The sequence below is a fragment of the Paraburkholderia sp. BL18I3N2 genome, assembly GCF_003001875.1.
Lineage (GTDB): Bacteria > Pseudomonadota > Gammaproteobacteria > Burkholderiales > Burkholderiaceae > Paraburkholderia > Paraburkholderia phytofirmans.
This window is the reverse complement of the sequence record NZ_PVNC01000003.1, coordinates 436,865-462,542: the sequence shown is the minus strand read 5'-3', so window position 1 is coordinate 462,542 and position 25,678 is coordinate 436,865. Positions and strand designations below refer to the sequence as shown.

Annotated in this window: 25 protein-coding genes; 15 read left to right on the top strand and 10 right to left on the bottom strand. The window is 64.4% G+C overall.

Annotation, left to right across the window (positions count from 1 at the left end; all coding sequences use genetic code 11):
- Nucleotides 1–91: 91 nt before the first annotated feature.
- The 6 genes from phnL to phnG are packed head-to-tail and all read right to left on the bottom strand — an operon-like array spanning nt 92 to nt 4,826.
- On the bottom strand, nt 92–856 hold the full coding sequence (gene phnL, locus B0G75_RS11795; RefSeq protein WP_106304897.1) for a phosphonate C-P lyase system protein PhnL: 765 nt from the start codon (nt 854–856) through the stop codon (nt 92–94).
- An 8-nt stretch (nt 857–864) separates the two neighbouring features.
- Nucleotides 865–1,635, bottom strand: a complete 771-nt coding sequence (gene phnK / locus B0G75_RS11790) for a phosphonate C-P lyase system protein PhnK (protein ID WP_106304894.1) — start codon at nt 1,633–1,635, stop codon at nt 865–867.
- A complete protein-coding gene (locus tag B0G75_RS11785) occupies nt 1,632–2,564 on the bottom strand; it encodes an alpha-D-ribose 1-methylphosphonate 5-phosphate C-P-lyase PhnJ (RefSeq protein WP_106304891.1) in 933 nt (310 codons plus the stop codon). Before B0G75_RS11785 ends, phnK begins: the two co-directional genes overlap by 4 nt.
- Nucleotides 2,561–3,706 carry a carbon-phosphorus lyase complex subunit PhnI gene (locus B0G75_RS11780; RefSeq protein ID WP_106304888.1) on the bottom strand — a complete coding sequence of 382 codons (1,146 nt, stop codon included), beginning with the start codon at nt 3,704–3,706 and terminating at the stop codon, nt 2,561–2,563. Before B0G75_RS11780 ends, B0G75_RS11785 begins: the two co-directional genes overlap by 4 nt.
- The gene (gene phnH, locus B0G75_RS11775) at nt 3,706–4,329 is read right to left on the bottom strand and encodes a phosphonate C-P lyase system protein PhnH (protein ID WP_106304885.1); all 624 of its coding nucleotides are present in this window, start codon (nt 4,327–4,329) and stop codon (nt 3,706–3,708) included. The genes B0G75_RS11780 and phnH overlap by 1 nt, the downstream gene beginning before the upstream one ends.
- On the bottom strand, nt 4,329–4,826 hold the full coding sequence (gene phnG, locus B0G75_RS11770; RefSeq protein WP_106304882.1) for a phosphonate C-P lyase system protein PhnG: 498 nt from the start codon (nt 4,824–4,826) through the stop codon (nt 4,329–4,331). The genes phnH and phnG overlap by 1 nt, the downstream gene beginning before the upstream one ends.
- A 181-nt stretch (nt 4,827–5,007) precedes the next feature.
- Between phnG and phnF the strand changes: the two genes are divergently transcribed.
- From phnF to phnN, 3 genes are read left to right on the top strand one after another with little or no spacing between them, the layout of a single operon-like run.
- Complete coding sequence (gene phnF / locus B0G75_RS11765; protein WP_106304879.1) at nt 5,008–5,766, top strand: phosphonate metabolism transcriptional regulator PhnF; 759 nt, start codon at nt 5,008–5,010, stop codon at nt 5,764–5,766.
- Complete coding sequence (locus tag B0G75_RS11760; protein WP_106304876.1) at nt 5,763–6,485, top strand: DUF1045 domain-containing protein; 723 nt, start codon at nt 5,763–5,765, stop codon at nt 6,483–6,485. Before phnF ends, B0G75_RS11760 begins: the two co-directional genes overlap by 4 nt.
- 2 nt (nt 6,486–6,487) lie before the next feature.
- Nucleotides 6,488–7,042 carry a phosphonate metabolism protein/1,5-bisphosphokinase (PRPP-forming) PhnN gene (gene phnN / locus B0G75_RS11755; RefSeq protein ID WP_106304873.1) on the top strand — a complete coding sequence of 185 codons (555 nt, stop codon included), beginning with the start codon at nt 6,488–6,490 and terminating at the stop codon, nt 7,040–7,042.
- Between the two features lie 6 nt (nt 7,043–7,048).
- On the opposite strand, the gene B0G75_RS11750 is transcribed toward phnN, so the two are convergent.
- A complete protein-coding gene (locus B0G75_RS11750) occupies nt 7,049–7,957 on the bottom strand; it encodes a LysR family transcriptional regulator (RefSeq protein WP_106304871.1) in 909 nt (302 codons plus the stop codon).
- Between the two features lie 134 nt (nt 7,958–8,091).
- Here B0G75_RS11750 and B0G75_RS11745 point away from each other — a divergent pair, with 134 nt between their 5' ends.
- Nucleotides 8,092–9,282 carry a M20 aminoacylase family protein gene (locus B0G75_RS11745; RefSeq protein WP_106304868.1) on the top strand — a complete coding sequence of 397 codons (1,191 nt, stop codon included), beginning with the start codon at nt 8,092–8,094 and terminating at the stop codon, nt 9,280–9,282.
- 66 nt (nt 9,283–9,348) lie between these two features.
- A complete protein-coding gene (locus tag B0G75_RS11740) occupies nt 9,349–10,650 on the top strand; it encodes an MFS transporter (protein WP_106304865.1) in 1,302 nt (433 codons plus the stop codon).
- 50 nt (nt 10,651–10,700) lie between these two features.
- Here B0G75_RS11740 and B0G75_RS11735 read toward each other — a convergent pair whose 3' ends face one another.
- Nucleotides 10,701–11,525 (bottom strand): IclR family transcriptional regulator, encoded by an 825-nt coding sequence (locus B0G75_RS11735; protein ID WP_106304862.1) that lies wholly within the window; start codon nt 11,523–11,525, stop codon nt 10,701–10,703.
- A 202-nt stretch (nt 11,526–11,727) separates the two neighbouring features.
- Here B0G75_RS11735 and B0G75_RS11730 point away from each other — a divergent pair, with 202 nt between their 5' ends.
- From B0G75_RS11730 to B0G75_RS11690, 9 genes are all read left to right on the top strand, one after another.
- Complete coding sequence (locus B0G75_RS11730) at nt 11,728–12,432, top strand: FadR/GntR family transcriptional regulator (RefSeq protein ID WP_106304858.1); 705 nt, start codon at nt 11,728–11,730, stop codon at nt 12,430–12,432.
- Nucleotides 12,433–12,499: 67 nt separating this feature from the next.
- Complete coding sequence (ltnD, locus tag B0G75_RS11725) at nt 12,500–13,390, top strand: L-threonate dehydrogenase (RefSeq protein ID WP_106304855.1); 891 nt, start codon at nt 12,500–12,502, stop codon at nt 13,388–13,390.
- A 13-nt stretch (nt 13,391–13,403) separates the two neighbouring features.
- Nucleotides 13,404–14,714: a 3-oxo-tetronate kinase gene (gene otnK, locus B0G75_RS11720; protein WP_106304852.1), complete on the top strand. Its 1,311-nt coding sequence runs from the start codon at nt 13,404–13,406 to the stop codon at nt 14,712–14,714.
- On the top strand, nt 14,711–15,373 hold the full coding sequence (locus B0G75_RS11715; RefSeq protein ID WP_106304849.1) for an aldolase: 663 nt from the start codon (nt 14,711–14,713) through the stop codon (nt 15,371–15,373). Before otnK ends, B0G75_RS11715 begins: the two co-directional genes overlap by 4 nt.
- A 70-nt stretch (nt 15,374–15,443) precedes the next feature.
- Nucleotides 15,444–16,781 (top strand): MFS transporter, encoded by a 1,338-nt coding sequence (locus B0G75_RS11710; RefSeq protein WP_106304846.1) that lies wholly within the window; start codon nt 15,444–15,446, stop codon nt 16,779–16,781.
- Between the two features lie 69 nt (nt 16,782–16,850).
- Nucleotides 16,851–17,639 carry a 2-oxo-tetronate isomerase gene (otnI, locus tag B0G75_RS11705; protein ID WP_106304843.1) on the top strand — a complete coding sequence of 263 codons (789 nt, stop codon included), beginning with the start codon at nt 16,851–16,853 and terminating at the stop codon, nt 17,637–17,639.
- A gap of 16 nt (nt 17,640–17,655) precedes the next feature.
- On the top strand, nt 17,656–18,636 hold the full coding sequence (denD, locus tag B0G75_RS11700; protein WP_106304841.1) for a D-erythronate dehydrogenase: 981 nt from the start codon (nt 17,656–17,658) through the stop codon (nt 18,634–18,636).
- 382 nt (nt 18,637–19,018) lie between these two features.
- Complete coding sequence (gene pcaF / locus B0G75_RS11695) at nt 19,019–20,221, top strand: 3-oxoadipyl-CoA thiolase (RefSeq protein ID WP_106304838.1); 1,203 nt, start codon at nt 19,019–19,021, stop codon at nt 20,219–20,221.
- Nucleotides 20,222–20,736: 515 nt separating this feature from the next.
- A complete protein-coding gene (locus tag B0G75_RS11690; RefSeq protein WP_106304836.1) occupies nt 20,737–21,309 on the top strand; it encodes a hypothetical protein in 573 nt (190 codons plus the stop codon).
- Between the two features lie 158 nt (nt 21,310–21,467).
- Here B0G75_RS11690 and B0G75_RS11685 read toward each other — a convergent pair whose 3' ends face one another.
- Together B0G75_RS11685 and B0G75_RS11675 are read right to left on the bottom strand one after the other, a co-directional pair.
- Nucleotides 21,468–21,848 (bottom strand): DUF2917 domain-containing protein, encoded by a 381-nt coding sequence (locus B0G75_RS11685; protein ID WP_106304833.1) that lies wholly within the window; start codon nt 21,846–21,848, stop codon nt 21,468–21,470.
- Between the two features lie 346 nt (nt 21,849–22,194).
- A complete protein-coding gene (locus tag B0G75_RS11675; RefSeq protein ID WP_106304827.1) occupies nt 22,195–24,183 on the bottom strand; it encodes a sigma-54-dependent Fis family transcriptional regulator in 1,989 nt (662 codons plus the stop codon).
- 413 nt (nt 24,184–24,596) lie between these two features.
- Here B0G75_RS11675 and B0G75_RS11670 point away from each other — a divergent pair, with 413 nt between their 5' ends.
- Nucleotides 24,597–25,661 carry an ATP-NAD kinase family protein gene (locus tag B0G75_RS11670; RefSeq protein WP_106304824.1) on the top strand — a complete coding sequence of 355 codons (1,065 nt, stop codon included), beginning with the start codon at nt 24,597–24,599 and terminating at the stop codon, nt 25,659–25,661.
- Nucleotides 25,662–25,678 lie beyond the last annotated feature (17 nt).

Sequence of the window (25,678 nt, the reverse complement as noted above, 5' to 3'; positions counted from 1 at the left end):
AGGGTCGCTGAAGGGGTGTTTTTGCATCGACGCCGTATGCGCCAGTGTAGTGCGGTTTCGGGCGGCGCTCGCGCCGCTTCGTATGATTCGTTCAGTGACGCAGCGGCGGCTGCAGTTCCAGGCGGCGCGTTGCCACCTTGCTGCGCGTATCTTCATCATGAAAGATGCCGACGATCGCCGCGCCGCGCTCGCGTGCCTCCACGATCAGATCAGCGACCACGTCGCGGTTTTCCGCATCGAGCGAGGCCGTCGGTTCGTCGAGCAGCAGCAGCGGGTGCTCCGCGATCAGACCGCGCGCAATATTCACGCGCTGCTGTTCGCCGCCGGAGAACGTGGCGGGCGCGAGCGACCAGAGCCGCTCGGGCACGTTCAACCTGGCCAGCAACGCGGCGGCGCGCGAGCGCGCTTCGTCTTCCGGCACGCCGCGCGAGAGCAGCGGTTCGGCGACGAGCGTGAGTGTCGGCACGCGCGGAATCACGCGCAAGAACTGGCTCACGTAACCGACCACGCCACGGCGCAGGCGCAACACATCATGAGGCTCCGCGCCGGTGATCGACACAGGCTGGCCGTCGTTCGCCGCATCGAGAATCGCGATCGAGCCGCTGCTCGCCAGGTAATTACCGTATAGACAGCGCAGCAGCGTGCTCTTGCCCGCGCCCGACGGCCCGACCAGCACCACGCACTCGCCGCGCTCGACTTCGAGCGAGACGCCCGCGAGCGCTTCGATCTGCACGCCGCCCTGGCCATGCAAAGTAAACGTCTTGCCGATGCCGACCGCGCGCAGCATCAGCGCGGCGTTGTCGACGAACGCGCGCTCGCCGGCGCGCGCTTCACTGCTTGTTTCAATGGATCGCATTGTGAGCCTCAAACCGGCAGAACCGAGGAAACCAGCGTTTGCGTGTACGGGTGCTGCGGATCGTCCAGCACCTGATCGGTCAGTCCCGCCTCGACGACTTCGCCGCCTTGCATCACCATCAACCGATGCGCGAGCAAACGCGCCACGCCGATATCGTGCGTGACGATCAGCACCGACAGATGCAGCGTGGACGTCAGCGTGCGCAGCAGATCGAGCAGACGCGCCTGTACCGACACGTCGAGACCGGCGGTGGGTTCGTCCATGAAGACGAGCCGCGGACTGGTGACGAGATTGCGCGCGATCTGCAAACGCTGCTGCATGCCGCCTGAAAACGCCGCGGGAAATTCGTCGATGCGAGAAGAGTCGAGTTCGACGCGCTCCATCCACTGCGTAGCCGCGTAACGGATATCGCCATAGTGACGCGCGCCGACGGCCATCAACGGCTCGCCGATATTCGCGCCGGCCGAGACGCCGCTGCGCAGTCCGTCGCGCGGATTCTGCTGGACGAAGCCCCACTCGGTGCGCATCAGCAAACGGCGGCGCGGCTCGGACAACGTGAGCAGATCGAGCTTGTCGCCATGCGTGGCCGTGTAGTGAAGCGAGCCGCTGTCGGCGGCTATTTTCAGCGCGAGCGTATTGAGCAGCGTGGTCTTGCCCGAGCCGGATTCGCCGACGATGCACAACACCTCGCCAGGATACAAATCAAAGCTGACATTTCTGCAGCCGTTGCGGCCGCCGTATTGTTTGGTGAGCGAGCGGGCGCTCAGAAGCGGCGTCATGCGGGCTCTCCCTTGCGCGCTTCGCGCGACGGCAGGTCGAGATCCGCGTCGCCGCGGCGTTCGTGGCAGTAGTCGCTATCGGAGCAAACGAACATGCGTTTGCCGGCATCGTCGACGATCATTTCGTCGAGAAAGCTTTCCGTCGATCCGCATAGTGCGCAGGCGTGCTGCCACTTCTGCACCTCGAACGGATGATCGTCGAAGTCGAGGCTGCGCACCGGCGTGTACGGCGGAATCGCGTGAATGCGCCGTTCGCGGCCGGCGCCGAACAATTGCAGCGCGGGGTTCATATGCATCTTCGGATTGTCGAACTTCGGAATCGGCGAGGGCGAAGCGAGGTAGCGATGGTTGACGATCACCGGGTAGTCGTACGTGGTCGCGATGCTGCCGTGATGCACGATATCCTCGTAGAGCTTCACGCTGATCAGGCCGTAATCGGCGAGCGCATGCAGCTTCTTGCATTCGGCGACACGCGGTTCGAGGCGAAAGAGCGGCTCGGGCATCGGCACCTGATAGACCAGAATCTGCTTGTCGGTGAGCGGTGCTTCGGGAATGCGGTGACGCGTCTGGATGATCGTCGCGTCGACGGTGCGGCGCGTGGTCGGCACGCCGGTCGTGCGCGCGAAGAAGCGGCGGATGTTGACCGCGTTGGTGGTTTCGTCGGACCCCTGATCGATCACCTTCAGCGTGTCCTGTTTGCCGATGATCGCCGCGGTGACCTGAATGCCGCCGGTGCCCCAGCCGAACGGCAGCGGCATTTCACGCGAGGCGAACGGCACCTGATAACCCGGCACGGCCACGGCCTTGAGCAAGGCGCGGCGCAGCATGCGTTTGGTCTGTTCGTCGAGGTACGCGAAGTTGTAGCCGTCGGCGGCGCTGTCGTATGACGCCGTGGGCGCGGCAGCGAAAGATGTTTCGGGCGCGTTCATGCTGCCTGCTCCTGCTGACCGCTGGGTTGATCCGTGCCTTCTTCCTGGCTCTGCATGGAATAATGCTTCGCGCGCAAACGACGCACGAGTTCCAGCTCCGATTGAAAGTCGACATAATGCGGCAGCTTCAGATGTTGCACGAAACCGGACGCCTCGACGTTATCGCTATGCGAGAGCATGAATTCGATATCCTGCGTCGGCGAGGCGAGCGTTTCGCCCAGCTCTTCGGCGCGCAACGCGCGGTCGACTAGCGCCATCGCCATGGCCTTGCGCTCCGAGTGGCCGAACGCGAGACCGTAGCCCTGCGTAAATGTGGGCGGCACCTCGCCGCTGCCGGCAAACTGGTTGATCATCTGGCATTCGGTAATGTCGATGTCGCCGATTTCGACCGTTTCGCCTAGCTCGTCGAGTTCCATTTCCACGGCGATCGTGCCGAAGCGGATCTCGCCCGCGAACGGATGCGAATTCGCGTAGCCGCGCTGTGTCGCGTAACCCATCGCAAGCAGAAAGCCCTCGTCGCCGCGCGCGAGATTTTGCAGGCGCGTGGCGCGGCTCGCCGGAAAGGCGAGCGGCTCGCGCGTGAGGTCGCCGGGTTCTGCTGCATTCGGCGTGGGACGTTCCTGTTCGATCAACCCCTCCTTGTCGAGCAGGCTGACGACGCGCGGCATCGCTTCTGTTTCCACTGCGGCGGCTTGACTCGAAGGCGGCGGCGATACGCTAGCAGCCGCATGGCCTTCGGCCAGCAGCGCAAAATCCAGCAGACGCTGCGTGTAATCGTAAGTCGCGCCTAGCAACTGCCCCCCAGGCACGTCCTTGAAAGTCGCGGAAATACGACGCTCGGTTTGCATCGCTTCGGTATCGACCGGCTGCGTGTAGCCGAAGCGCGGCAGCGTGGTGCGATAGGCGCGCAGCAGAAAGATCGCTTCGACCAGATCGCCGGCAGCCTGCTTGATGGCGAGCGCGGCGAGTTCTTCGTCGTAGACCGAGCCTTCGGTCATCACGCGCGCCACCGCGAGGCGCAGTTGTTCGCGAATCTGCGCGACGCTTAGTTCGGCCAGCCGCGTGTCGCCGCGGCGTGCCTTGTCGAGCAGACGCCACGACGCTTCGATCGCGCGTTCTCCACCCTTGACGGCAACGTACATCAGTTCACCTTCGCTTGAGTTGTGCGCGGCAGGCCGATCAGGCGCGCGCCGCAGACGAGATAACAATCGACCCCGCAAGGAAACAGCGGCGCGAGCGCGGCGCGTTCGCGCCAGAAATGTTCGGGCAGGCCGACCGGCGCGATCGTGGCCGTGTGCTGGATGCCGGGGCCGCTCAGCACGACCGGGGCGCCACCCGTCAGCGCTTCGACGCGAATCAGCAACGTGACCGATTGCTCGGGCGATTCCGCCGCGCCGAGCGCGAAGCTTTCCAGCGACGGCATCGCGCCCGCGTCGTGGATATAGGCAAACGCGGCTTGTGCCGGTTCGTCGACGAGCGGTGCGCCGGTATGAAAGCGCAGTGCCGAGGCCAAGGCCGGATCGGGTTGTGCGAGCCACACGGGTGTCGCATAGTCGCAGAGCGCGAGCAGCGCCGCGAAGGCGGCGAGTTCTGCGCACGTGGCACGCACTTCGGGCAGCGCGTTCTCGACCACGCCGACCGTACCCGGCCGCGACAGCACATCGAGCAGGGTGCGGAATACCGCCTGGGTGTCATGCACTGGGTCCGCAAAACCCGGCGCTAAAGTGGACAACGCGGTAGACAACGCAATCTGTGAATTTTCCATCAGTCGCCCCGGACCATCGTGAAGAATTCGACGCGCGTGGCCGCGGCGTCCTGTTGCCGCCCGGCGCGTTTCGCGGTCAGTTGCGCGGCAAACGGCTCGATCAGTTGTTTATGCAAGACGGCGTGATGCTCAGGCATTTGCAGGAGCGCGTCTGCTAGCGCAGCCAGTTCGGCGCGGCGGCGGTCACGGCCGAGATGGCATGCCACGCCGACGGCGGCGGCCGCCGCGCCGGGCGCACGCAGACGCAAGGTGGCGCGCGTGACCGTGGCTTCGCCGAGATTGAACGGGTCCCCGCTGCCGCCGACGCGCCCGCGCACCATCGCGAGGCCGATCTCGGGCGGGCGCAGCCAGTCATACTTTGGAGTGGGGATGTCCCGCAGCGCGCGTTCGAGCGCGGCTTCGAGATCGGCGCGCGGCGTGCGGGCCAGCACGGCCATCCATGCGCGCCGGACAGCCGGCGACGGAGCGGAGGAAGGCGAGGCGGAAGTGGCACTCATCGAGTTTCCTGTTGATCCAGCGAGTAGACATTTGACCATCTATTCATCTAAACGTCTAGACGTTTAGGGATATGCTTGTCGAGCCGTATAGCGCATGACGGCCGTTTCATATTTCCATCACGGCTTGCGCACTACAATGCACGTCATAGCGAATATTTGAACCCAAGGGAATGACAGCACCATGACATCGAACGACAACGCGACGCCGGGCACGATGCTCGAACGCGGCGCGGGCGTTGCCGTGTGGCGGCAGATCGAGCAGATCCTGGCGGCGGAAATCGCCGCCAGCGGTTTCGGCGAAGAAGGGCGCCTGCCGAGCGAGGGCGAACTGGCCAAACGCTTCGACGTGAACCGGCATACCGTGCGCCGGGCCATGCTGGGTCTTGCGGCGCTGGGCCTCGTCAGCGTTGAGCAGGGGCGCGGCACCTTCGTGCAACCGGGCGCCATCGACTATACGATTGGCCGCCGCACGCGGTTTACAGAAAACTTGCGCCAGCAGCATCACGCGGCGGCGGGCACGATGTTGTCGGCCGCGCGAGTGAAGGCCGAGCCGAGCGTGGCAAAAGCGTTGAGCCTGCGGGCCGGCGCATCGGTTTATCGGATCGAATCGCTGCATGAGTCCGACGGGGTGCCGCTCACGTTCGCGCGCAACTGGTATCCGGCGGCGCGTTTCGCGGACCTGCCGGAAGTGCTGGAGCGCACCGGCGGTATCACCAAGGCCATGGCGGAATTCGGTGTGAACGACTATCTGCGCAAGTGGAGCCGCATCGGCAGCGTGCTGCCCGAGCCGGAGGTGGCGCGGCGTTTGAATATCAATCGTCAGCAACCGGTGCTGTGGGTCGAAAACGTCGATGTCGATCTGCAAGGCACGCCCGTCAAATACGGCTTCACGCACTTCGCCGCGGACCGCGTGCAACTGCTGGTGGAGCACGACCTGTGAGCGGCGGTGAATGGAACGCCGAGGCTCGTTTTGCCGTGTATTACGCGCCCTCGCGTGAATCGGCGTGGTGGCAGGCTGGGTCGGCGTGGCTCGCGCGCGACGCGGAAAGCGGTGAGCGGTGCGAGGCGCCGCAACCTTCGGAACTCGCACGTCCACTTTTCGAGTTGACCGAAGCACCGCGCCGCTACGGCTGGCACGGCACACTGGTCGCGCCGTTTCGGCTCGCCGATGGCGTGACGCAGGCACACGTATTGCAAGCCACGCGTGAATGGGCGCAAACGCAAAGCGCATTTGCGTTGCCGGTGGAAGCCGCGACGCTCGGCGACTTCGTTGCACTCAGACCGGCCGACCCAGAGGGCGAAAGCAACATTCGTAATGTGGCCGCGAGCGCGTTGCAAACGCTCGATGCCTTGCGCGCGCGCCAGTCCGCCGCTGAGCTGGCGCGTCGTTTGGCAGCTCCGCTCAGCGAACGGCAGCGCGCGTTGCTGATGGAATGGGATTATCCATACGTGCTCGACGAATTCCGTTTTCATATGACGCTTTCCAGTTCGCTCGCCGATGCGCAGGAACGCGCCACGCTGGTCGCATGGTGGCAAGCGCGAACGCCCGCGCTCGGGCCGCTGCTTGTCGACCACGCCGCGCTCTTCGTCGAACCGGCGCCCGGTGAGCCGTTCGTGTTGTGGCAGCGTGTGCCATTCCGGACCGACGAGGTGAAATAACAATGACAGGTCGTTTGATTTATGTAATGGGGCCGTCCGGCGCGGGCAAGGATTCGTTGCTGGAGTTCGCGCGCAAGCATTTGATGGGCGAGCCGATTCTGTTCGCGCATCGCTATATCACGCGGCCGAGCGGCAATGGCGAGGCGCATGTGGCATTGAGTGTCGAAGAGTTCGCGGCGCGTTCCGTGCTCGGCCTGTTCGCGCTCGAGTGGTCGAGCCACTCGCTGCGCTATGGCATCGGTATCGAAATCGATGCGTGGCTTGCACGCGGCTGCACGGTGGTCGTCAACGGCTCACGGCAGCATTTGCAGCATGTGCTGGCGCGTTATCCGCACACGGGAGTGGTGCACGTGGACGCCGCGCCGCATATTCTCGAAGCGCGGCTCGGCGCGCGGGCTCGTGAGTCGGCGGAACAGGTGGCGGCGCGGCTCGCGCGCCGCGCGCCGTTCTCGTTGCCCGATGGCGTGCGCTGCACCACGATCGACAATTCCGGCGTACTCGACGAAGCGGGACATGAGTTGATTGCGTTTTTAAAGGCGGAAGCCGACGTTCAGTAAGCCGTACTATCCGGCCGCGGCCATACTCTCCCGAGTCGCATCCTGCAGGCACGACACGAACTGCAGCACGGCCGGCGTCGGCAGCAGGCCGCGCCGCGAAATGATGCTGAGATCGTAGTTCGGCAGCGCCTCTGCGATCTGCGCGACGCGGATGCCGAGCGGCGCGACCATCTGCGCAAGCGGCCGCGTGAAGCAGCCGATCACATCGGTTTGCGACACGAGGCCGAGCGTCACCGCGAACGACGACGGCGCACGTACCAAACGCTTCGGCACCGGCAAGCCGTGCGCGGCGAACATCGCCATCATCACGCTGTGCGGGAAGTGATCGGCGCCCACGGTCACGATCCATTCCGCGTCGAGCAGCTCATGCAGGCGCGTCACGTTGGCAAGCGGATGCCCGGCGCGCATGGCGACGACGAACTGCGTCGAGTAGAGCGGCGCCTGCACCAGATCGCTGTCGAGCGCCTGCACGTGATGGATCGCCGCGATATCCAGCGCGCCGTTGCGCAAACGCGCGACCGCGTCCGGAATCGTCACTTCTTCCAGATGGAGATTGACCAGCGGCATCGCGCGGCGAAACTTCGAGACCGCGTGCGGCAGCGCCGTGAGCGCGATCGACGGCATGGTGCCCACGCTCACCCGGCCGGCCAGTTCTCCTTTCACTTGTTCGACGGCTTCGACCGTGCGCCGCATGTCGCCCAGCAACTGCTCGGCGCGTGGCAGCAACGCAAGCCCGCATGCGGTCAACTCGATGCCGCGCACGCTGCGCACCATCAGCTCGGCATTCAACGCGCTTTCGAGTTCGCGGATCGTGTGCGTGACGGCCGGCTGCGTCACGCCGAGCTCGCGCGCGGCGGCGCGCAGACTGCGGTGATGGGCGGCGGCGACGAACGCTTGCAACTGCTGCGGTTTCATGGGGGTAATCCCGTATATAACGGTTGTTAATCGGGGTGAACAAAACAGCATCTTATTCGAACAAAACGGCGTGGCTATAGTGCTCGCCCTGTTTGCCGCGTTTTCATGCGGCCTGAATCCATGGAGCCCAAGAGATGAGCGAAGCCGCGCGTTTTACCGAAGTGTCCGACCTGGCGCCCGCCGCCGAGAGCCTGCGCGAGATTCGCCATCACATTCACCACCACCCGGAACTGGCCTACGAGGAACACCAGACGAGCGCGCTGGTCGCCGGGAAGCTCGAAGAATGGGGCTGGCAGGTCACGCGCGGCGTTGGCCAGACGGGCGTGGTGGGCACGCTGAAGGTGGGCGACGGCAAGCGCAGTATCGGCATTCGCGCCGACATGGACGCGCTGCCGATCGTCGAGCAAACCGGCCTGCCGTATGCGAGCGGCACGCACGGCAAGATGCACGCATGCGGTCACGACGGCCACACCACGATGCTGCTCGGCGCCGCGCAACGTCTCGCGGCCACGCGCAATTTTTCGGGCACGGTGCATCTGTATTTTCAGCCGGCCGAGGAGAGCGGCATCGACAGCGGTGCGCTGAAGATGATCAACGACGGCCTGTTCGAGCGCTTTCCGTGCGACGCCGTGTTCGGCGTGCACAACCATCCCGGCGAAGAACCGGGCGTGCTGCTGTTCCGTAAAGGGCCGTTCATGTCGGCGGGCGACAAGGCGATCATCACGATTGAAGGCGTCGGCGGCCACGCGGCGCGTCCGCATCTGACCGTCGATCCGGTCGTGGTGGCGGCGAGCATCGTGATGGCGTTGCAGACCATCGTCGCGCGCAACGTCGATCCGTCGCAGCCGGCGGTGGTAACGGTCGGCTCGATGCATGCGGGCACCGCGAACAACGTGATTTCGAGCAGCGCGAAACTGGAGCTGAGCGTGCGTTCGTTCAGCCCCGAAGTGCGCGCGCTGCTGAAGAAGCGCATTACCGAACTCGCCGAAAGTCAGGCCGCGAGCTATGGCGGTAAGGCGGTGGTGGAGTACATCGAAGGCTATCCGGTGGTGGTCAATTCGGATGCCGAAACGGATTTCGCGGTGGAGGTGGCGCGCGAACTGGTCGGCGACGACAAGGTGGTCGCGCAGACCGACATCCTGATGGGTAGCGAAGACTTCGCCTTCATGCTGCAAAAACGGCCGGGCACGTTCCTGCGCATCGGCAACGGCGCGGGCGAGGACGGCTGCATGGTGCACAACCCGCACTACGACTTCAACGACCGCAACCTGCCGGTCGGCGCGGCGTTCTGGACGCGGCTCGTGGAGCGCTATCTGGGGCAGTGATCGATTCTGCAAGACAAGCCGCAGTGAGCCGGCGCCCACAAGGATAACAACGAGGAAGACCACGCGATGAGTACCACGACCCATCCGAGCCACGCCGTCGACGCGAACCAGCCCGCCAGCCGTGGCGCGATTGCCGCCGCGGTGATCGGCAACTGGCTCGAGTTCTTCGACTTCACCGTGTACGGCTTTTTTGCCGTGATCATCGGCAAGCTGTATTTCCCGTCGGCGGATCCGACTACTTCGCTGCTGCTGTCGGTGGCGACCTTCGCGGCGGGCTTCATCACGCGGCCGCTCGGCAGCGTGATGCTCGGCGTGTACGCGGACCGCAAGGGCCGCAAAGCCGCGCTGAATCTAACCATCATGCTGATGGCGGTGAGCACGGGCCTGATCGCCATCGCGCCGACCTATGCGCAAATCGGTTTGGCGGCACCTGTGCTGATCGTGCTCGCGCGTCTCGTGCAAGGCTTCTCGCAAGGCGGAGAGTTCGGCGCGGCCACGTCCACGCTGCTCGAGCAGGGCGGCGGCACGCGGCGCGGTTTTCGCGCGAGCTGGCAACTGGCCACGCAGGGAGGTGCGGCGCTGATGGGCTCGGGCATCGCGGCGGCGCTGTCCGGCGCATTGCCGAAAGACTCGCTGGAAAGCTGGGGCTGGCGCATTCCGTTCCTGCTCGGAGTGCTGATCGCGCCGGTCGGCATGTACCTGCGCCGCCGTCTGGCTGACGACGCGGCCAGCGCGCACAGCCACGCGATCGAGCGCGGCGTGCTGCATGAACTCTTCACGCAGCACGTGCGCACGCTCGTCCTGATCACGCTGACGGTGATGGGCGGCACGGTCTCGACCTACATCCTGACCTTCTACATGCCGACCTACGCGATCCATACGCTCGGCCTGCCGATGTCGCTGTCGATGCTGGTGGGCGTCGCATCGGGCTTCGTGATGCTGATCACGTGCCCGCTGTTCGGCATGCTGTCGGATCGCATCGGCAGCCGCAAGCGGCCGATCCTGTTCGGCCGCGGCGTGCTGGTGCTGCTGCTGTTTCCGGCCTTCATGCTGATCAACCGCTTTCCGCAGTTGCCAGTCATCATGTCGCTGACCGCGCTGATGCTGCTGTTTTATTCGATGGGTTCGGCGTCGGAATTCGCCTTGATGTGCGAGTCGTTTCCGCGGCGCGTGCGCGCTACCGGCATTTCGATCGCGTATGCGTTGAGCGTGTGCGTGTTCGGCGGGACCGCGCAGCTCGTCGCCACGTGGCTGATCAAGCTGACCGGCAGCAAGCTGGCGCCGGCTGGCTATGTGGCGGCGTGCGTCGTGGTGTCGTTGATCGCGGTCTCGATGCTGAAGGAAACCGCGGACAAGCCGATCGATTGATTGCTTGCTCGAACAGGGCGTTGCCATCGCGCGGAGCCCCGCGTCCGAGATTACCCGCGCCGTGCCACCATCTCCGAGACGGTTTGCGCGGCGTGCTGCAGCGGCTCCAGAAACGCCTTCACCATCTGCTTGCCTGAATTGCGCTGTGCATTGCCGCTGATATTCATCGCGGCGATCACGCGCCCCTGGCGATTGCGGATCGGCGCGGACAGCGAAATCAAACCGCCTTCCAGTTCCTGATCGACGATCGCCCAGCCCTGGCGGCGCACCTGCGCGATCAGCTTCTTCAACTCTTCCTTGTCGGTGACCGTGCGCGGCGTGTGTGCGTAGAGCTGCGTCGAACCCAGCGTCGCGTCGAGCGCTTCGTCGTCGAGCGAGGCCAGCAGCACGCGGCCCATCGACGTGCAATAGGCCGGCAAGCGGCTGCCGATCGACAGGTTGATCGTCATGATCTTATGGGTCGGCACGCGCAGCACGTAGACGATCTCGGTGCGATCGAGCACGGCTGCCGAGACGCTCTCGTGCACCTGCGCGGAGAGTTGTTCCATCACCGGCTCGGCGAGGTTCCAGAACGGCATGGAAGTCAGATACGCGAAGCCGAGATCGAGGATCTTCGGCGTGAGGCGGAACAGGCGTCCTTCGGCCTCCACATAGCCGAGCGTCTGCAAGGTCAGCAAAATGCGGCGCGCGCCGGCGCGCGTGAGGCCGGTGGCGGCGGCGACGTCGGTCAGCGTCTGTTCAGGGCGCGTGGCGTCGAACGCACGGATCACCGCGAGGCCGCGCGCGAACGACTGCACATAGGAGTCGCCCGGTTTGTCCGGGGCCGGTTCGGCGCTGACGGGAACGGCGGAAGACGGCGGCAGGGCTTTGCTCATGGACCTTGAAGATGCGTTCGAGGAACTGCGGACCCGCGCCACGCTTGAATCCCGCGCGACGCGCTAAAGGCGTGACGATAGCTTAAGCCTTCTGATTCGCCAACTTTGCCGCCTGACGTACAAAAATCCCAGGGTTTGCATGGATGCAGCGGGCATCTAAAATTCGTATGATGACCCGACAACATGATCAATCGAGGCATCGATGTTCGACAAGATTCCTGCGCGAGCGCTGAGCGACACGGTCGCGCAGCAGCTTCTCAAGCAGATCGACAAAGGCACTTTCGCGCGCGGCGGCAAGCTGCCGACCGAGGCAGTGCTGGCGCAGCAGTTCGGCGTGAGCCGCACGGTGATCCGCGAAGCGATCTCGCGGCTGAAGAACGAAGGCGTGGTCGAGCCGCGTCAGGGCAGCGGCGTGTTCGTCGCCGCGCACGGCACGGCACGGCCGCTGCGGATCGACTACGCCGAGGCGGTCGAGCCCGGCTCGGTGGTGCAGATTCTCGCGCTACGGCGCGCCATCGAGGCGGAAGTCGCGTCGGAAGCCGCGATGCGCCGCAGCGACACCGATATGGTGTCGATCGACGCGGCGCTCGCGAAGATCGACAAGGCGGTGGCCGAAGGCGAGGACGGCGTGGCCGAAGACGTCGCGTTCCATCGCGCGATCGCGGCGGCCACGGGCAATCCGTATTTCCTTAAAACGCTCACGTTCCTGAATCAGTACCTCGAAGCCGGCACGGTCGTCACGCGCCGCAACGAAGCGTTGCGCGAGGACTTTTCGCGTCAGGTGCGCGAAGAGCATGCGGCGATCGCCGCCGCGATTCGCGCCGGCGATCCGATGGCGGCGCGCAACGCGGCGCGAACGCATATGTACAACGCGGCACGGCGTCTCGCGGAAGCGGGGATCTGCTGAGCTTCATCGCTGAGCTTGAACGGCCAGTGTTACGCGCGAGCGTCCAACGAATTCATAGAGGTCAAGCATGTCCAGAAATGTCGGTGTCATCGGTCTTGGTGCAATGGGCCTGGGGGTCGCGCGCTCGCTGCTGCGCGCGGGTCTGAAGGTCCATGCCTGCGATCTGCGCAGCGAGATATTGAATGCGTTCGTCGCGGAAGGGGGCGTGGGTTGCGCGACGCCCGCCGAACTCGGTGCGCAGTGCGAGGTGGTCGTCACGCTGGTCGTGAATGCCGCGCAAACCGAAGCCGTGCTGTTCGGCGAGCGGGGTGCGGTCGCGGCTATGAAACCGGGCGGCGTGGTGATCGCCAGCGCGACCGTGGCGCCGGACTTCGCCATCGGACTCGGCAAGCGCGTCGAGGCGGCCGGTTTGCAGATGCTCGACGCACCCGTCTCCGGCGGCGCGGCGCGCGCGGCCGCCGGTGAGATGACCATGATGACGTCCGGGCCGGCGGCGGCCTACGCTGCGTGCGAGGACGTGCTGGCCGCAATGGCGGGCAAGGTGTATCGCCTCAGCTCGGAACACGGCGCAGGCTCGAAGGTGAAGATCATCAATCAGCTGTTGGCGGGCGTGCATATTGCGGTGGCCGCGGAAGCCATGGCGCTCGGCTTGCGCGAAGGCGTCGATCCGGATGCGCTGTACGAAGTCATCACGCACAGCGCGGGCAATTCGTGGATGTTCGAAAACCGCGTGCCGCACATTCTGAACGGTGACTACACGCCGCTGTCGGCCGTCGATATTTTCGTCAAGGATCTCGGCCTCGTGCTCGATACCGCGCGTCGCTCGAAATTCCCGCTGCCGTTGTCGGCGGCGGCGCATCAGATGTTCATGATGGCGTCCACGGCCGGTCACGGCGGTGAGGACGATTCCGCGGTGATCAAGATTTTCCCCGGCATCGATGTGCCGGCGGCGAAGTGAGGAGGTCAGCGTCATGACGGCAAACACGAAACGCGCGCTGCTCGGCTGCATCGCCGACGACTTCACCGGCGCCACCGATCTCGCCAACATGCTGGTGCGCGGCGGCATGCGCACGGTGCAGACCATCGGCGTGCCCGCATCGAATGAAACGGTGGAGGCCGACGCGCTGGTGGTCGCGCTGAAATCGCGCACCATTTCCGCCGCCGACGCGGTCGCGCAATCGCTCGCGGCGCTCGACTGGTTGCGCGCACAAGGCTGCCGGCAGTTCTTTTTCAAATACTGCTCGACCTTCGATTCGACCGACGCGGGCAATATCGGCCCGGTCACGGATGCGTTGCTCGACGCATTGTCCGCCGACGGCAACGCTGGCGCGTTCTCGATCGCCTGTCCGGCATTTCCTGAGAACGGCCGCACGATCTTTCGCGGCCATCTGTTCGTCGGCGACACGTTGCTCAACGCGTCGGGCATGGAGAACCATCCGCTCACGCCGATGCGCGACGCGAACCTCGTGAGCGTGCTGCAGCGGCAGACCGAATCCAAAGTCGGGCTCGTGCGTTATGACACCGTGGCGCAAGGCGTGTCGGCTGTGCGCGACGCTTTCGATACGTTGCGCAACGAAGGCGTACGCATGGCGATCGCCGATGCGGTGTCCGATGCCGACCTCTCCATACTCGGCGAAGCGTGCGCCGATCTCACGTTGATCACGGGCGGCTCAGGTATCGCGCTGGGTTTGCCGGCCAACTTCCGCCGCGCGGGTTTGCTGAACGAGCAGGCCGATGCCGCGCAATTGCCTCGGGTGAACGGATTGTCGGCGGTGCTCGCCGGCAGCGCGTCCAAAGCGACCAACGCCCAGGTCGCGCAGTGGCGTTCTACACGGCCCGCTTTCCGTGTCGATCCGCTTGCGGCTGCGCGCGGCGAGAACGTCGTCGAGCAGGCGCTGGCTTTCGCCCAGCCGTACCTCGACAAATCCGAGCCCATGTTGATCTATGCCACCGCCACGCCCGACGAAGTCAAGGCGGTACAACGCCAGCTCGGCGTGAATGAAGCGGGGCATCTGGTTGAAAACACGTTGGCGTCGATCGCGCGCGGTCTGCACGAACGCGGCGTGCGCAAGTTCGTGGTGGCGGGCGGCGAGACCTCGGGCGCCGTGGTGCAGGCGCTCGACGTGCACACGCTGCGCATCGGCGCGCAGATCGATCCCGGCGTGCCGGCCACCGCCACGACCGGCGCCGAACCGCTCGCGCTCGCATTGAAATCCGGCAACTTCGGCGCGACCGACTTCTTCGACAAAGCGCTGCGGCATCTGAACGGAGCCGCGCAATGACCGGCGCACCCGCACTCCATACCACGGACGAAGCGCGCGTTCGCGAGGAAATCTGCGTAACCGGCGCGAGTCTCTATCGACGCGGCTACACGGTCGGCACCGCCGGCAACATCAGCGCGCGGCTCGACGACGGCTGGCTGATCACCCCGACCGATGCCTGCCTCGGCCGGCTCGATCCCGCCGATATCGCCAAGGTCGATCTCGACGGCAACGCGGTGTCAGGCGGCCGGCCGTCGAAAACGCTGGCCTTGCATCGCGGCATCTACGCGCGCAACGGCGCGGCGCGTGGCATCGTCCACACGCATTCGACGCATCTGGTCGCGCTGACGCTCGCGGGCGTCTGGCGCGAGACTGACGTGCTGCCGCCGATCACGCCGTACTACGTGATGAAAGTGGGCCACGTCCCCCTGATTCGTTACAAGCGGCCCGGCGATCCGCAAGTCGCCGAACAGATCGCCGCGCTCGCCGACAGCGTTCGCGCGGTGCTGCTCGAACGTCTTGGTCCGGTCGTGTGGGAGCGTTCCGTGGCGCAAGCCGCGTATGCGCTCGAAGAACTCGAAGAGACCGCGCGTTTATGGTTGATGACGAACCCGCGGCCCGCACCGCTCGACGAAGCCGCACTCGAAGAACTGCGCGCCGTATTTGGCGCGCGGTGGTAGGCAACCGACATAACAAAGGCCGGCCGCGCTCGATGCGCTGCGCCGCGCCATCCATTCAAGGAGACAATGCATGAGTTCGTATCAGCCCGCATCCAGCCGCCCGACCGCGGCAGCCGCCATAGGACAGCCCGGCGCAGAGGAAGTCGAGCGCACCTATAAAAAAGTATTCTGGCGCATCGTGCCGTTTCTGATGCTCTGCTATGTGGTCGCCTATCTGGACCGCGTGAATGTCGGCTTTGCCAAACTGCAAATGTCGCAAGACCTGGCATTCAGCGAGACGGTGTTCGGGCTCGGCGCGGGCGTGTTCTTCATCGGCTATTTTCTGTTCGAGTTGCCGAGCAATATTCTGATGCACAAGCTCGGCGCGCGTATCTGGATCGCGCGGATCATGATTACGTGGGGCTTGCTCTCAGCCGTGTTCGTATTCGTGAAGACGCCGATGCAGTTCTACATCTTGCGCTTTCTTCTCGGCCTCGCGGAAGCCGGTTTCTATCCCGGCGTGATTCTGTATCTGACCTACTGGTTCCCGTCGCATCGGCGCGCGAAGATCATCGCGGTGTTCATGTCGGCGATTCCGGTGTCGGGCATCTTCGGCAATCCGCTGTCCGGCTGGATCATGCAGACGTTCCACAACAGCTCGGGCTTCGCGGGCTGGCAATGGATGTTCCTGATCGAAGCGATCCCCGCCATCGCGATCGGCATCGCCACGATCCTGTATCTCGACAACGGCATCTCCGCCGCGAAGTGGCTGAACGAACGCGAAAAGCGCCTGCTCACCGATGAAATCGCCGCCGCGCAACCGCAGGAGAAAACCCAGAAGCATTCGCTCGGCGCGGTGTTCCGCGATCCGCGCACGTGGTGGATGTCGCTGATCTATTTCGCGTTCGTCACCGGGCAATACGGCCTGACGTTCTGGATGCCGACGCTCGTCAAATCGACCGGCGTGACGGGCGCATTCAATATTGGGTTGCTGAGCGCGATTCCGTTCCTCTGCGCGATCGTCGTGATGAATCTGATGGGGCACAGTGCCGACAAGCGCCGTGAGCGCCGCTGGCATCTGATCGTGCCGGCGCTGTTCGGTGCGGTCGGCTTCACGGTGGCGGCTTCGTTCGCGGACAACACGGTGGTGTCGATCGCGTTTCTCTCGCTCGCTGCCGCCGGCGTGCTGACCTGCGCGCCGCTGTTCTGGTCGCTGCCCACCGCGTTCATGTCCGGCGCGACCGCCGCGGCCGGTATCGCGATCATCAATTCGATCGGCAATCTCGCGGGTTTCGCGAGCCCGTACATGATCGGCTATCTGAAGGATCTCACGCATAGCACGCAAACCGGCATGTATGTGCTGGCCGGCATGCTCGTGATCGGCGCGGTCGCCACGTGGCTCACGCCGGCCAAACTGGTCAACCGGTAAACCGACACTCACGCGCGCCATGCATCGCTGCCGCGCGCCGCATCACACCGTTTTCAAGGAGTCGCTGCCATGCCTCGCTTCGCCGCCAATCTCTCGATGATGTACAACGAGCACGCTTTCCTCGACCGTTTCGCCGCCGCGGCGCAAGACAGCTTCGAAGCGGTCGAGTTTCTGTTCCCCTACGATTTCCCCGCCAACGAGATCAAGGCACGCCTCGACGCGAGCGGTCTGACGCAAGCGCTTTTCAATGCGCCGCCCGGCGACTGGGCCGGCGGTGAACGTGGGATTGCCTCGCTGCCGGGCCGCGAAGACGAATTCCGCCGCGGCATCGATACCGCGCTCGACTATGCTCGCGTGCTCGGCAATCGCAAGCTGCATGTGATGGCCGGCCTGATCGGCGCGGATCAGTCGCGCGCGAAACATCGCGAGGTATATCTGAGCAATCTCGCGCATGCCGCCAAGGCGGCGCAGGCCGAAGGCATCATGGTCGTGATCGAGCCGATCAATACGCGCGACATGCCGGGCTTCTTTCTGACCCGTCAGGACGAAGCACAAGCGATCTGCGCGGAGGTCGGCGCGGAAAATCTCAAGGTGCAGTTCGACTGCTACCACTGCCAGATCGTCGAAGGCGACCTTGCGGTGAAACTCAAACGCGATATGGCCGGCATCGGCCACATTCAGATCGCCGGCGTGCCGGAGCGCCATGAACCCGATACGGGCGAGCTGAACTACCCGTATCTGCTCGAATTGATCGACTCGCTCGGCTACGACGGCTATATCGGCTGCGAATACCGGCCGCGCGCGGGCACGTCGGCCGGTCTCGGCTGGCTCAAACCGTATCTGAACGCGACCCGCTAACAAGGACGAATACATCATGAAAGTACTGATTACCGGCGGTGCGGGTTTTCTAGGCCAGCGTCTCGCGCGTGAACTGCTCGCGCGGGGTTCGCTGAAGGACCCGCAAGGCACGCCGCAGCCGATCACCGAACTGGTGCTGCTCGACGTCGTGCAAGCCAATGATTTCGGCGATCAACGCGTGCGCACCGAAGTCGGCGACATCGCCGAGCGCAGCGTGCTCGAACGCGTGATCGACGACCAGACTTCGGCGATCTTCCATCTGGCCGCGATCGTGAGCGGGCAGGCCGAAGCGGATTTCGATCTCGGCATGCGCATCAATCTGGATGCATCGCGGCTGCTGCTGGAAACTTGCCGGCAGCGTGGGCATCGGCCGCGCGTGCTGTTCACGAGTTCGGTCGCGGTCTATGGCGGCGAGTTGCCCGAGGTCGTGCAGGACGACACCGCGCTGAATCCGCAGTCGTCGTATGGCGCGCAGAAGGCGATCGCGGAGTTGCTGCTCAACGATTACGCGCGGCGCGGTTTCGTCGACGGCCGCGTGCTGCGGCTGCCCACCATCAGCGTGCGGCCGGGCAAGCCGAATGCGGCGGCGTCGTCGTTCGCGAGCGGCATCATTCGCGAACCGTTGAACGGCGAAGCAGCGGTGTGCCCGGTCGCGGGCTCGACGCGACTGTGGCTGCTGTCGCCGCGCAAGGCGATCGAGAGCCTGATCGCCGGGCTGGAACTTGATTCCGCCGCGCTCGGTAACCAGCGCGTGCTGAATTTGCCGGGCATTTCGGTGAGCGTCGACGAGATGGTCGCCGCGCTGCGCGAAGTGGCGGGCGACGCGGCCGCCGCGCGGATCGTGTTCGAGCCGGATGCGCGCGTCGAAAAAATCGTGGGTAGCTGGCCGGGACGGTGGGATACGTCGCGTGCCGAAGGGCTGGGGTTGAGCGGCGAACGCGATTTTGCCGACGTAGTCCGCAGCTATATCGAAGACGAGCATATCCAGCTCCGCTAGAGCCACGTTTCATACAGTCCCCAGCCCCGTGCCGGCGCCATGAAAACAGGGCCGCCGGCACGGGCGCATCATTCGTCTGATCCTTTCGCAAAAACGCTCGCGGCCTGCACGTATTCCCTGGTGCGGGCCTGGCCGTGCTTGACATGGTTTCGGCCACGCGCCTATCATCATGTCTAGTTGTTCGATATATGACCGTATGTTCGTATCAAGAACAAATTGCGCCAATCTCGAGCCCACCGTTCATCATCCTGCGCTAAGCTGAATTGACGCGGCGGCCGCCCGTTAGCCGCTTTCCGTCGCGCTTACCGGTGCGTCCGGTTTGCTCCGGGCCGGGGTTCCGGCCGCGGCGCAGCGCATGCAGCACATCAACTGGAGACATCACATGACCGAAGCATTCCTGTGCGACGCGATTCGCACCCCCATCGGCCGCTATGCGGGTTCGCTGTCGTCGGTACGCGCCGACGATCTGGGCGCGGTGCCGCTCAAGGCGCTGATGGAGCGCAACAAGGACGTCGACTGGAACGCAATCGACGACGTGATCTACGGCTGTGCGAACCAGGCCGGCGAGGACAACCGCAACGTCGCACGCATGTCGCTGTTGCTCGCCGGCTTGCCGCAGGGCGTGCCGGGCACGACGGTGAACCGTCTGTGCGGTTCGGGCATGGACGCGGTCGGCATCGCGGCGCGCGCGATCAAATCGGGCGAGGCCGCGCTGATGGTGGCAGGCGGTGTGGAAAGCATGAGCCGCGCGCCGTTCGTGATGGGCAAGGCGCCCACCGCGTTTTCGCGCCAGGCCGAAATTTATGACACGACCATCGGCTGGCGTTTCGTCAATCCGCTGATGAAGAAACTGTACGGCGTCGATTCGATGCCGGAAACGGGCGAGAACGTCGCCACGGATTACAACATCAGCCGCGCGGATCAGGACGCTTTCGCGGTGCGCAGCCAGCAGAAAGCGGCGCGTGCGCAACGCGACGGCACGCTCGCGCAGGAAATCGTCGGCGTGACGATCGCGCAGAAGAAGGGCGACCCGATCACGGTGCTGCAAGACGAGCATCCGCGTGAGACCAGCCTCGAAACGCTCGCCAAGCTCAAGGGCGTGGTGCGTCCGGACGGCACCGTTACGGCAGGCAACGCGTCGGGCGTGAACGACGGCGCGGCGGCCCTGCTGCTCGCGAATGAAGAGACCGCCAAGCGCTTCGGGCTGACGCCGCGCGCCCGCGTGCTGGGTATCGCCACGGCCGGCGTCGCCCCGCGCGTGATGGGCATCGGCCCGGCACCCGCCACGCAAAAACTGCTGGCGCGCCTGAACATGACCATCGATCAATTCGATGTGATCGAACTGAACGAGGCGTTCGCTTCGCAAGGCATCGCGGTGCTGCGCGCACTCGGCGTGGCCGACGACGACGCCCGCGTCAATCCGAACGGCGGCGCGATCGCATTGGGCCATCCGCTCGGCATGAGCGGCGCGCGTCTCGTGACCACCGCGATGTATCAACTGCATCGCACGCAAGGCCGTTTTGCGCTGTGCACGATGTGTATCGGCGTCGGTCAGGGCATTGCGATCGCGATCGAGCGGGTGTGATATTTGGGCGGCTTAGTCCGCGCCACGGTTGAAGTTGCTGGATAAAACTGCCTCGTCGCTCACGTGACGAGGCAGTTTCTTTTTGTGCCCAACGCGCATTGAGCGTATATCGAATCTGCATCTGATACGGTTTGAAAGCGCTTTCGATTACGGCGGAATACTTAAAAAAATATTGATTTCCGATTCGATCTCCATGCAGTATGCGCTTAATGCTGTGTGCATTTTAAAACCTGTCGCTCATTATGAATGGCGGTGAAATTGTCACGTCATGGCCATGTGGCATGACGCCGCTGCGACGCCGCACCGCGGCACATTACATAGCTGCGCGCATTTATTTGGAAATTGCAATTCAATCCAATTGCAGGCCGTTGTAGGGCATGAAAAAATCATTTGCGCCTTAGCTTTTGAAACTATCATCCTGAAGACGCGCGGGCATTCATAGAGTTATAAATCGGCATCCCGCCGTTTCAGAGCGCTGTCACGCTGGATCAAACAATTTCTCGAGGAGCATGCATATGCAGGCAAAGACAATTGCAGCAGCGTTGATGTTCGCGGCGTTCGCCGCAGCACAGCCGGGCTGGGCGCAAGATGCCATGGCCAGTGCCGCGCAAGGCATCGTCAGCGCGGTGGAGCCGGTGCATGTGAGGGCGCAGATCGTCGGTATCGATCCGGGCACGCGTGCGCTTACGCTCAAGGGGTCGGGCGGCAACGTGGTGGTTGTGCTCGTGAGCCAGCAGGTGGAGGGTTTCGATAATCTGAAAGTGGGCGACCAGGTGGACGTGCTCTACAAGAATGCACTGCTCGTGAAGGCCGAGAAGGTCACTGGCAAGGACAAGGGAATTCGCGCGCGTGTCGACACGCAGGTGTATGCCCCGGCCTCGGGTGGATTCGAATCGGCGCGCCAGATCGAAGTGCTCGCCACCGTGCAGAAGATCGATCGCAAGAAGCGGCTGGTCACGCTGCGCGGCGCGTATCAGACGCAAACGCTCCAGGCCGGTCCTGACGTCGATCTGAAGGACGTCAAGGTCGGCGATACGATCCATGCGGTATTCGTTTCGGCGGCGGCGGTGCAGGTGACGCCGAAGTAAGGTCACGAGCGGTCGAGCCGGCTCGCGTGATTGCATGTTGATTGCACGTTCATTGCCAGCCCGCATGCGAAGCAAACACCCCTCATTGCAGGGGTGTTTGCTTCTTTCCCGCCGCGTGCGCTGTCTCGCTGAACCGGGCCGCGCTAACATGCGTCCGGCTAACGTGGCGCAGGCGGTCCCAAACTCAACCGCGCGAGTCGTCCCAGCCAACGTCTGAGCAGGCCGCCTCGCGCCGTTAGCGCGTAGCTCAACGACACGCGCGCGACGCATTCGCCATCCGTACTGAGCCACACGCGCTCACCGCGTTGCAGCTGGAACGTGTGGCCCGGATCGAGCCAATGATCGTAAGGTGAACTGACGCGTGTGAGCCAGAGACGCGCGCCCTGCACGGCGAGCGTGCTATCGGCTTCGACACGCCAGGTCAGCGTCGCGCCTGGCATCACGGAAAAATGCAGCACCAGCTTCGGCAGGCGCTCGTCCTGCCGATACGCCACCAGACTCGAGTCATCATCCATGCACTGCGGGCTTGCCTGATCCATCTCGTTCTCCGTCATCAAGCCGGCTGACGGAGGCGCCCACAAAACAAAAGGCCCCTTCCGTTACCGGCGGGGCCTTGGGGATATGTTACGCAGATTCAGACTGCTAACGCGCACGTACTCCCAATGGCCAGCCGATGATGGCTCGCTTCGGGTGCGTAATCGCATTTGCGATGGAGATGTGCGTCAACATGAGATCGAGTGTGCCGTTTTGCCGCAGGTCTTGTCAATCGAAAAGATCGCGATCCATTCGAACGGGTACGCGAAATCGAATACGAAAACGCGTAGTGCTACGGGCGACCGGCGCTCCTTTTGCACACGGCGGCGCGTCACACTGACAATCAGCGCATCACCGTCGATGCGGCGCGACGATGCCCAACGAAGCAATGCGCCGATACAAAGTGGCGCGCGACATGCCGAGCGCTTGCGCCGCTGCGTTGGGCCGCCATTGATGGCGTGTGAGCGCGTCGATAATGCGTACACGTTCTTCGCGCGGGTCCTGCCGCGCGTCCCGCTGCCGGCCGTCATGCGGATCGATGCGCAATAACGCTGGTTTGCGCACGGCCTCGGGCGCGAGCAACGCCGCTATATCCGGCGCGACATGGCGCAATTCCACGCGCGCGCCGTCGCAGATCGCACACGCGTAGCGCAGCACGTTGCGCAACTGGCGAATGTTGCCCGGCCATGCGAATCCTGCGAGACGTTCGGTGAGTTGCGGGTCCAGCGTGAGCACGTGGCCGGCTATTTGCGCTTCTTCGTCGAAGACCGCTTCGATCACGTCGCGGATATCCGCGCGCTCGCGCAGCGGCGGCATCGGCAAAGACGCGCCGCTTAGCCGGTAGTAGAGGTCTTCGCGGAACGTGCCGGCCGCGATCATCTGCGTGAGATCGCGGTGTGTGGCGCAAATCACGTCGATATCCACGCGCACGGGTGCATCGCCGCCGAGCGGCGTCACTTCGCCTTCGGCCAGCACGCGCAGCAGCCGCGTTTGCAGATCGAGCGGCATGTCGCCGATTTCATCGAGAAACAGCGTACCTGTATGCGCCTGCGCAATCTTGCCGCGCGCGCCGCGGCTGCGTGCGCCGGTGAAGGCGCCGGGCGCGTAGCCGAACAATTCGCTTTCAATCAGCGATTCGGGAATCGCGCCGCAATTCACCGCGATAAACGGCCTCGCGCGCCGCGCGCCCGAATCGTGCACCGCGTGCGCGAACACCTCCTTGCCGACGCCGGTCTCGCCGAGAATCAGAATCGGCAGACGCTTGCCCATCACGCGCAACGCAACGGCTGCGTTGTGCGCGATCTGCGGCTCCGCGCTGTGCAGAAAACGACCGAGCGCGCCGAGTTGCAGATCGTTTTGCGACGCGCTTTGCGACGACCGTGCGGCGCCTTCGTTCAGCGTGGACGCCGCGCGCGAGATGCGCCTGAGCGGCGCACGAACCCGCGCATACAGCGTCGTCCCGGTTGCGCGCAGGCGCAAGCCGACAATCGCATCCGTGCGCGCGACGTCGTGCAGATGCGAGCCCGATGTGTCGAATACATCGTCGATGTGGCGCGGACCGTTGAGCGCCGGAATGCACTCGCGCGCCTTGCGATTGGCCGCGACGAGATTGCCGCATTCGTCGAAGGCGATCAGCACTTCGGGCTGCGCCTCGACAAAGTTGCGGCTCGAATGGCCGAACAGAACCCAGTGCTGGCTAGTTTGATTGAGGAAGTACCCATCTTCGATCAGACCGGCGCTTTGCCGCACTAGTTGAAACACGAGCCGCTGACTGTCGCGGTTATCCGGCGACTGCACGGCGGACGCATCGAGCACGCCGATCATCTCGCCGGTCGGCGCGAAAATCGGCGCTGCGCTGCAGGTGAGCGTGGTGAACGCCGCGCGGAAATGATCGGTCTTGTGCACGGTGATCGGCGCAAGATCGGTCAGCACATTCGCCACGCCGCAGGTGCCTTCCTCGCGCTCGGACCAGCACGAACCGATATACAGGCCCGCATGCTTGAAATCGGTGCGGCGTTCGCGGTCGATGCGGTAGTCGATGGTGACGCCGTGCGCGTCGGTGAGCATCACGCAATAGTCGGCGACGCGAATCATGTCGTGCAGACGTGACAGACATTGCCCGGACGCACGCAGAAAGGCTTCTTCCTTGCCTTGCACTTCGCGCAATTCGGCCGACGTCAGCACGCGCGGCCCGATCACCGCGCCAGGGTCGAGGCGGTACTGTTCGAACGAACGCTGCCACGACGAGACGAGCCGCGGAGAATCGGCCGGCGCGGGCAGGCGTCCTTCAATGGCGCCGCGCACGCGGTCGATGTGCTGGGTCTGCGAGACGTAAGGCATGGTCGGCTCCAGGCGAGCGACACACAGTGAGATCAGGGCTTCTTGTATCACATCCCGCTTGATGAATCACACTGCACTGCAGCACGCGAGACGCGTGAGACGTTTGTCTCAGTCTCAGGGTGAGACGGGGCGCCTTTGCGGTGTGGATCGAGGCGCATCAACGGCTTGCGCCGACTCTTCGACGCGACGTTCGGGCTGCGAATGTCGCACACGTCGGGTGTGAGACGCGTTAAACGCTGCGTCACGCGGCTACGGCTCAACGCCTCGTCTTCCGTTTCGAAGCGTAAAGCCCTTTAAACAAGGCACTTTCGTGCGGCGGCGCGATTTTTCAGCAAATTGGCACACCCTTTGCAGTGTCCTGCGCATGACAAAGCGCTGCCGTTCGACGACGGCGTAGAAAGGAGACAAGCACAGTGCCATCGCCCATCACCGTCGGCGTGATCGCGAACCCGGCTTCGGGTCGCGACATTCGTCGCCTCACTTCCTACGCGTCGGTGTTTCCGACCTCCGAAAAAGCCAACATGGTGGTGCGACTGCTGGCCGGGCTCGGCGTGCTCGGCGTGACCCGCGTGCTGTGTTTGCGCGACCGGACCGGCGTGGCGGCGCTGCTGCTGCGGGCGCTCGACACCCACGACGCTGTCGCCGCGCAGCAGCGCTGGCCCCGAGTCGAGTTCATCGAACAGCCGATCACCGACAGCGTCGCCGATACCCACGCCGGGGTCGCCGCGATGCTGAAAGCGGGGGTCGAACTAATCGCCGTACTAGGCGGCGACGGCACGCATCGGGCAGTCGCCGCGCATTGCGCAAGCGTGCCGTTGCTGACCTTGTCCACCGGCACCAACAACGCCTTTCCGGATTTGCGCGAGGCCACTGTAGCCGGTCTTGCCGGCGCGCTCGTCGCCTCGGGCGCGGTGCCGCCGGATGTGGCGCTGATGCGCAACAAGCGGCTCGTGGTGCGCTGCACGGGCGGGCCCAATCGCGGCCGCGAGGAGATCGCGCTGGTCGATGTCTGCGTGAGCCGTCAGCGCTTCGTCGGCGCGCGGGCCGTGTCCGATCCGGCCGATATCGAAGAACTCTTTCTCACGTTTGCCGCGCCGGACGGCATTGGCCTGTCGTCGATCGGCGGAGCGTGGGCACCCGTGGAGCGCACCGCGTCGCACGGCTTGCATTTGCGCTTTGCCGCCCCCGGTGAATCCGGCGTGCCGCTGGTGGCGCCGATTGCGCCAGGCCGCGTCGAGCGCGTGCTGATGCGCACATGCGAACGCTTCGAAGTCGGCGTGTGGCGGCCACTGGAAACCGAACACGGCACGCTCGCTTTCGACGGTGAGCGCGAAATCGAACTGGAGCGCGGCGACCGCTATGAGATCGCGCTGGATTGGGAAGGGCCGTTGACCGTCGACGTCGAACGCACGCTGCGTTTCGCGGCGTCGCGCCAACTGGTGCGGGAAGTGGCGAACGTGGTTGCGCATCAAAAGTAGGTTGTGAGCAGGCAGTG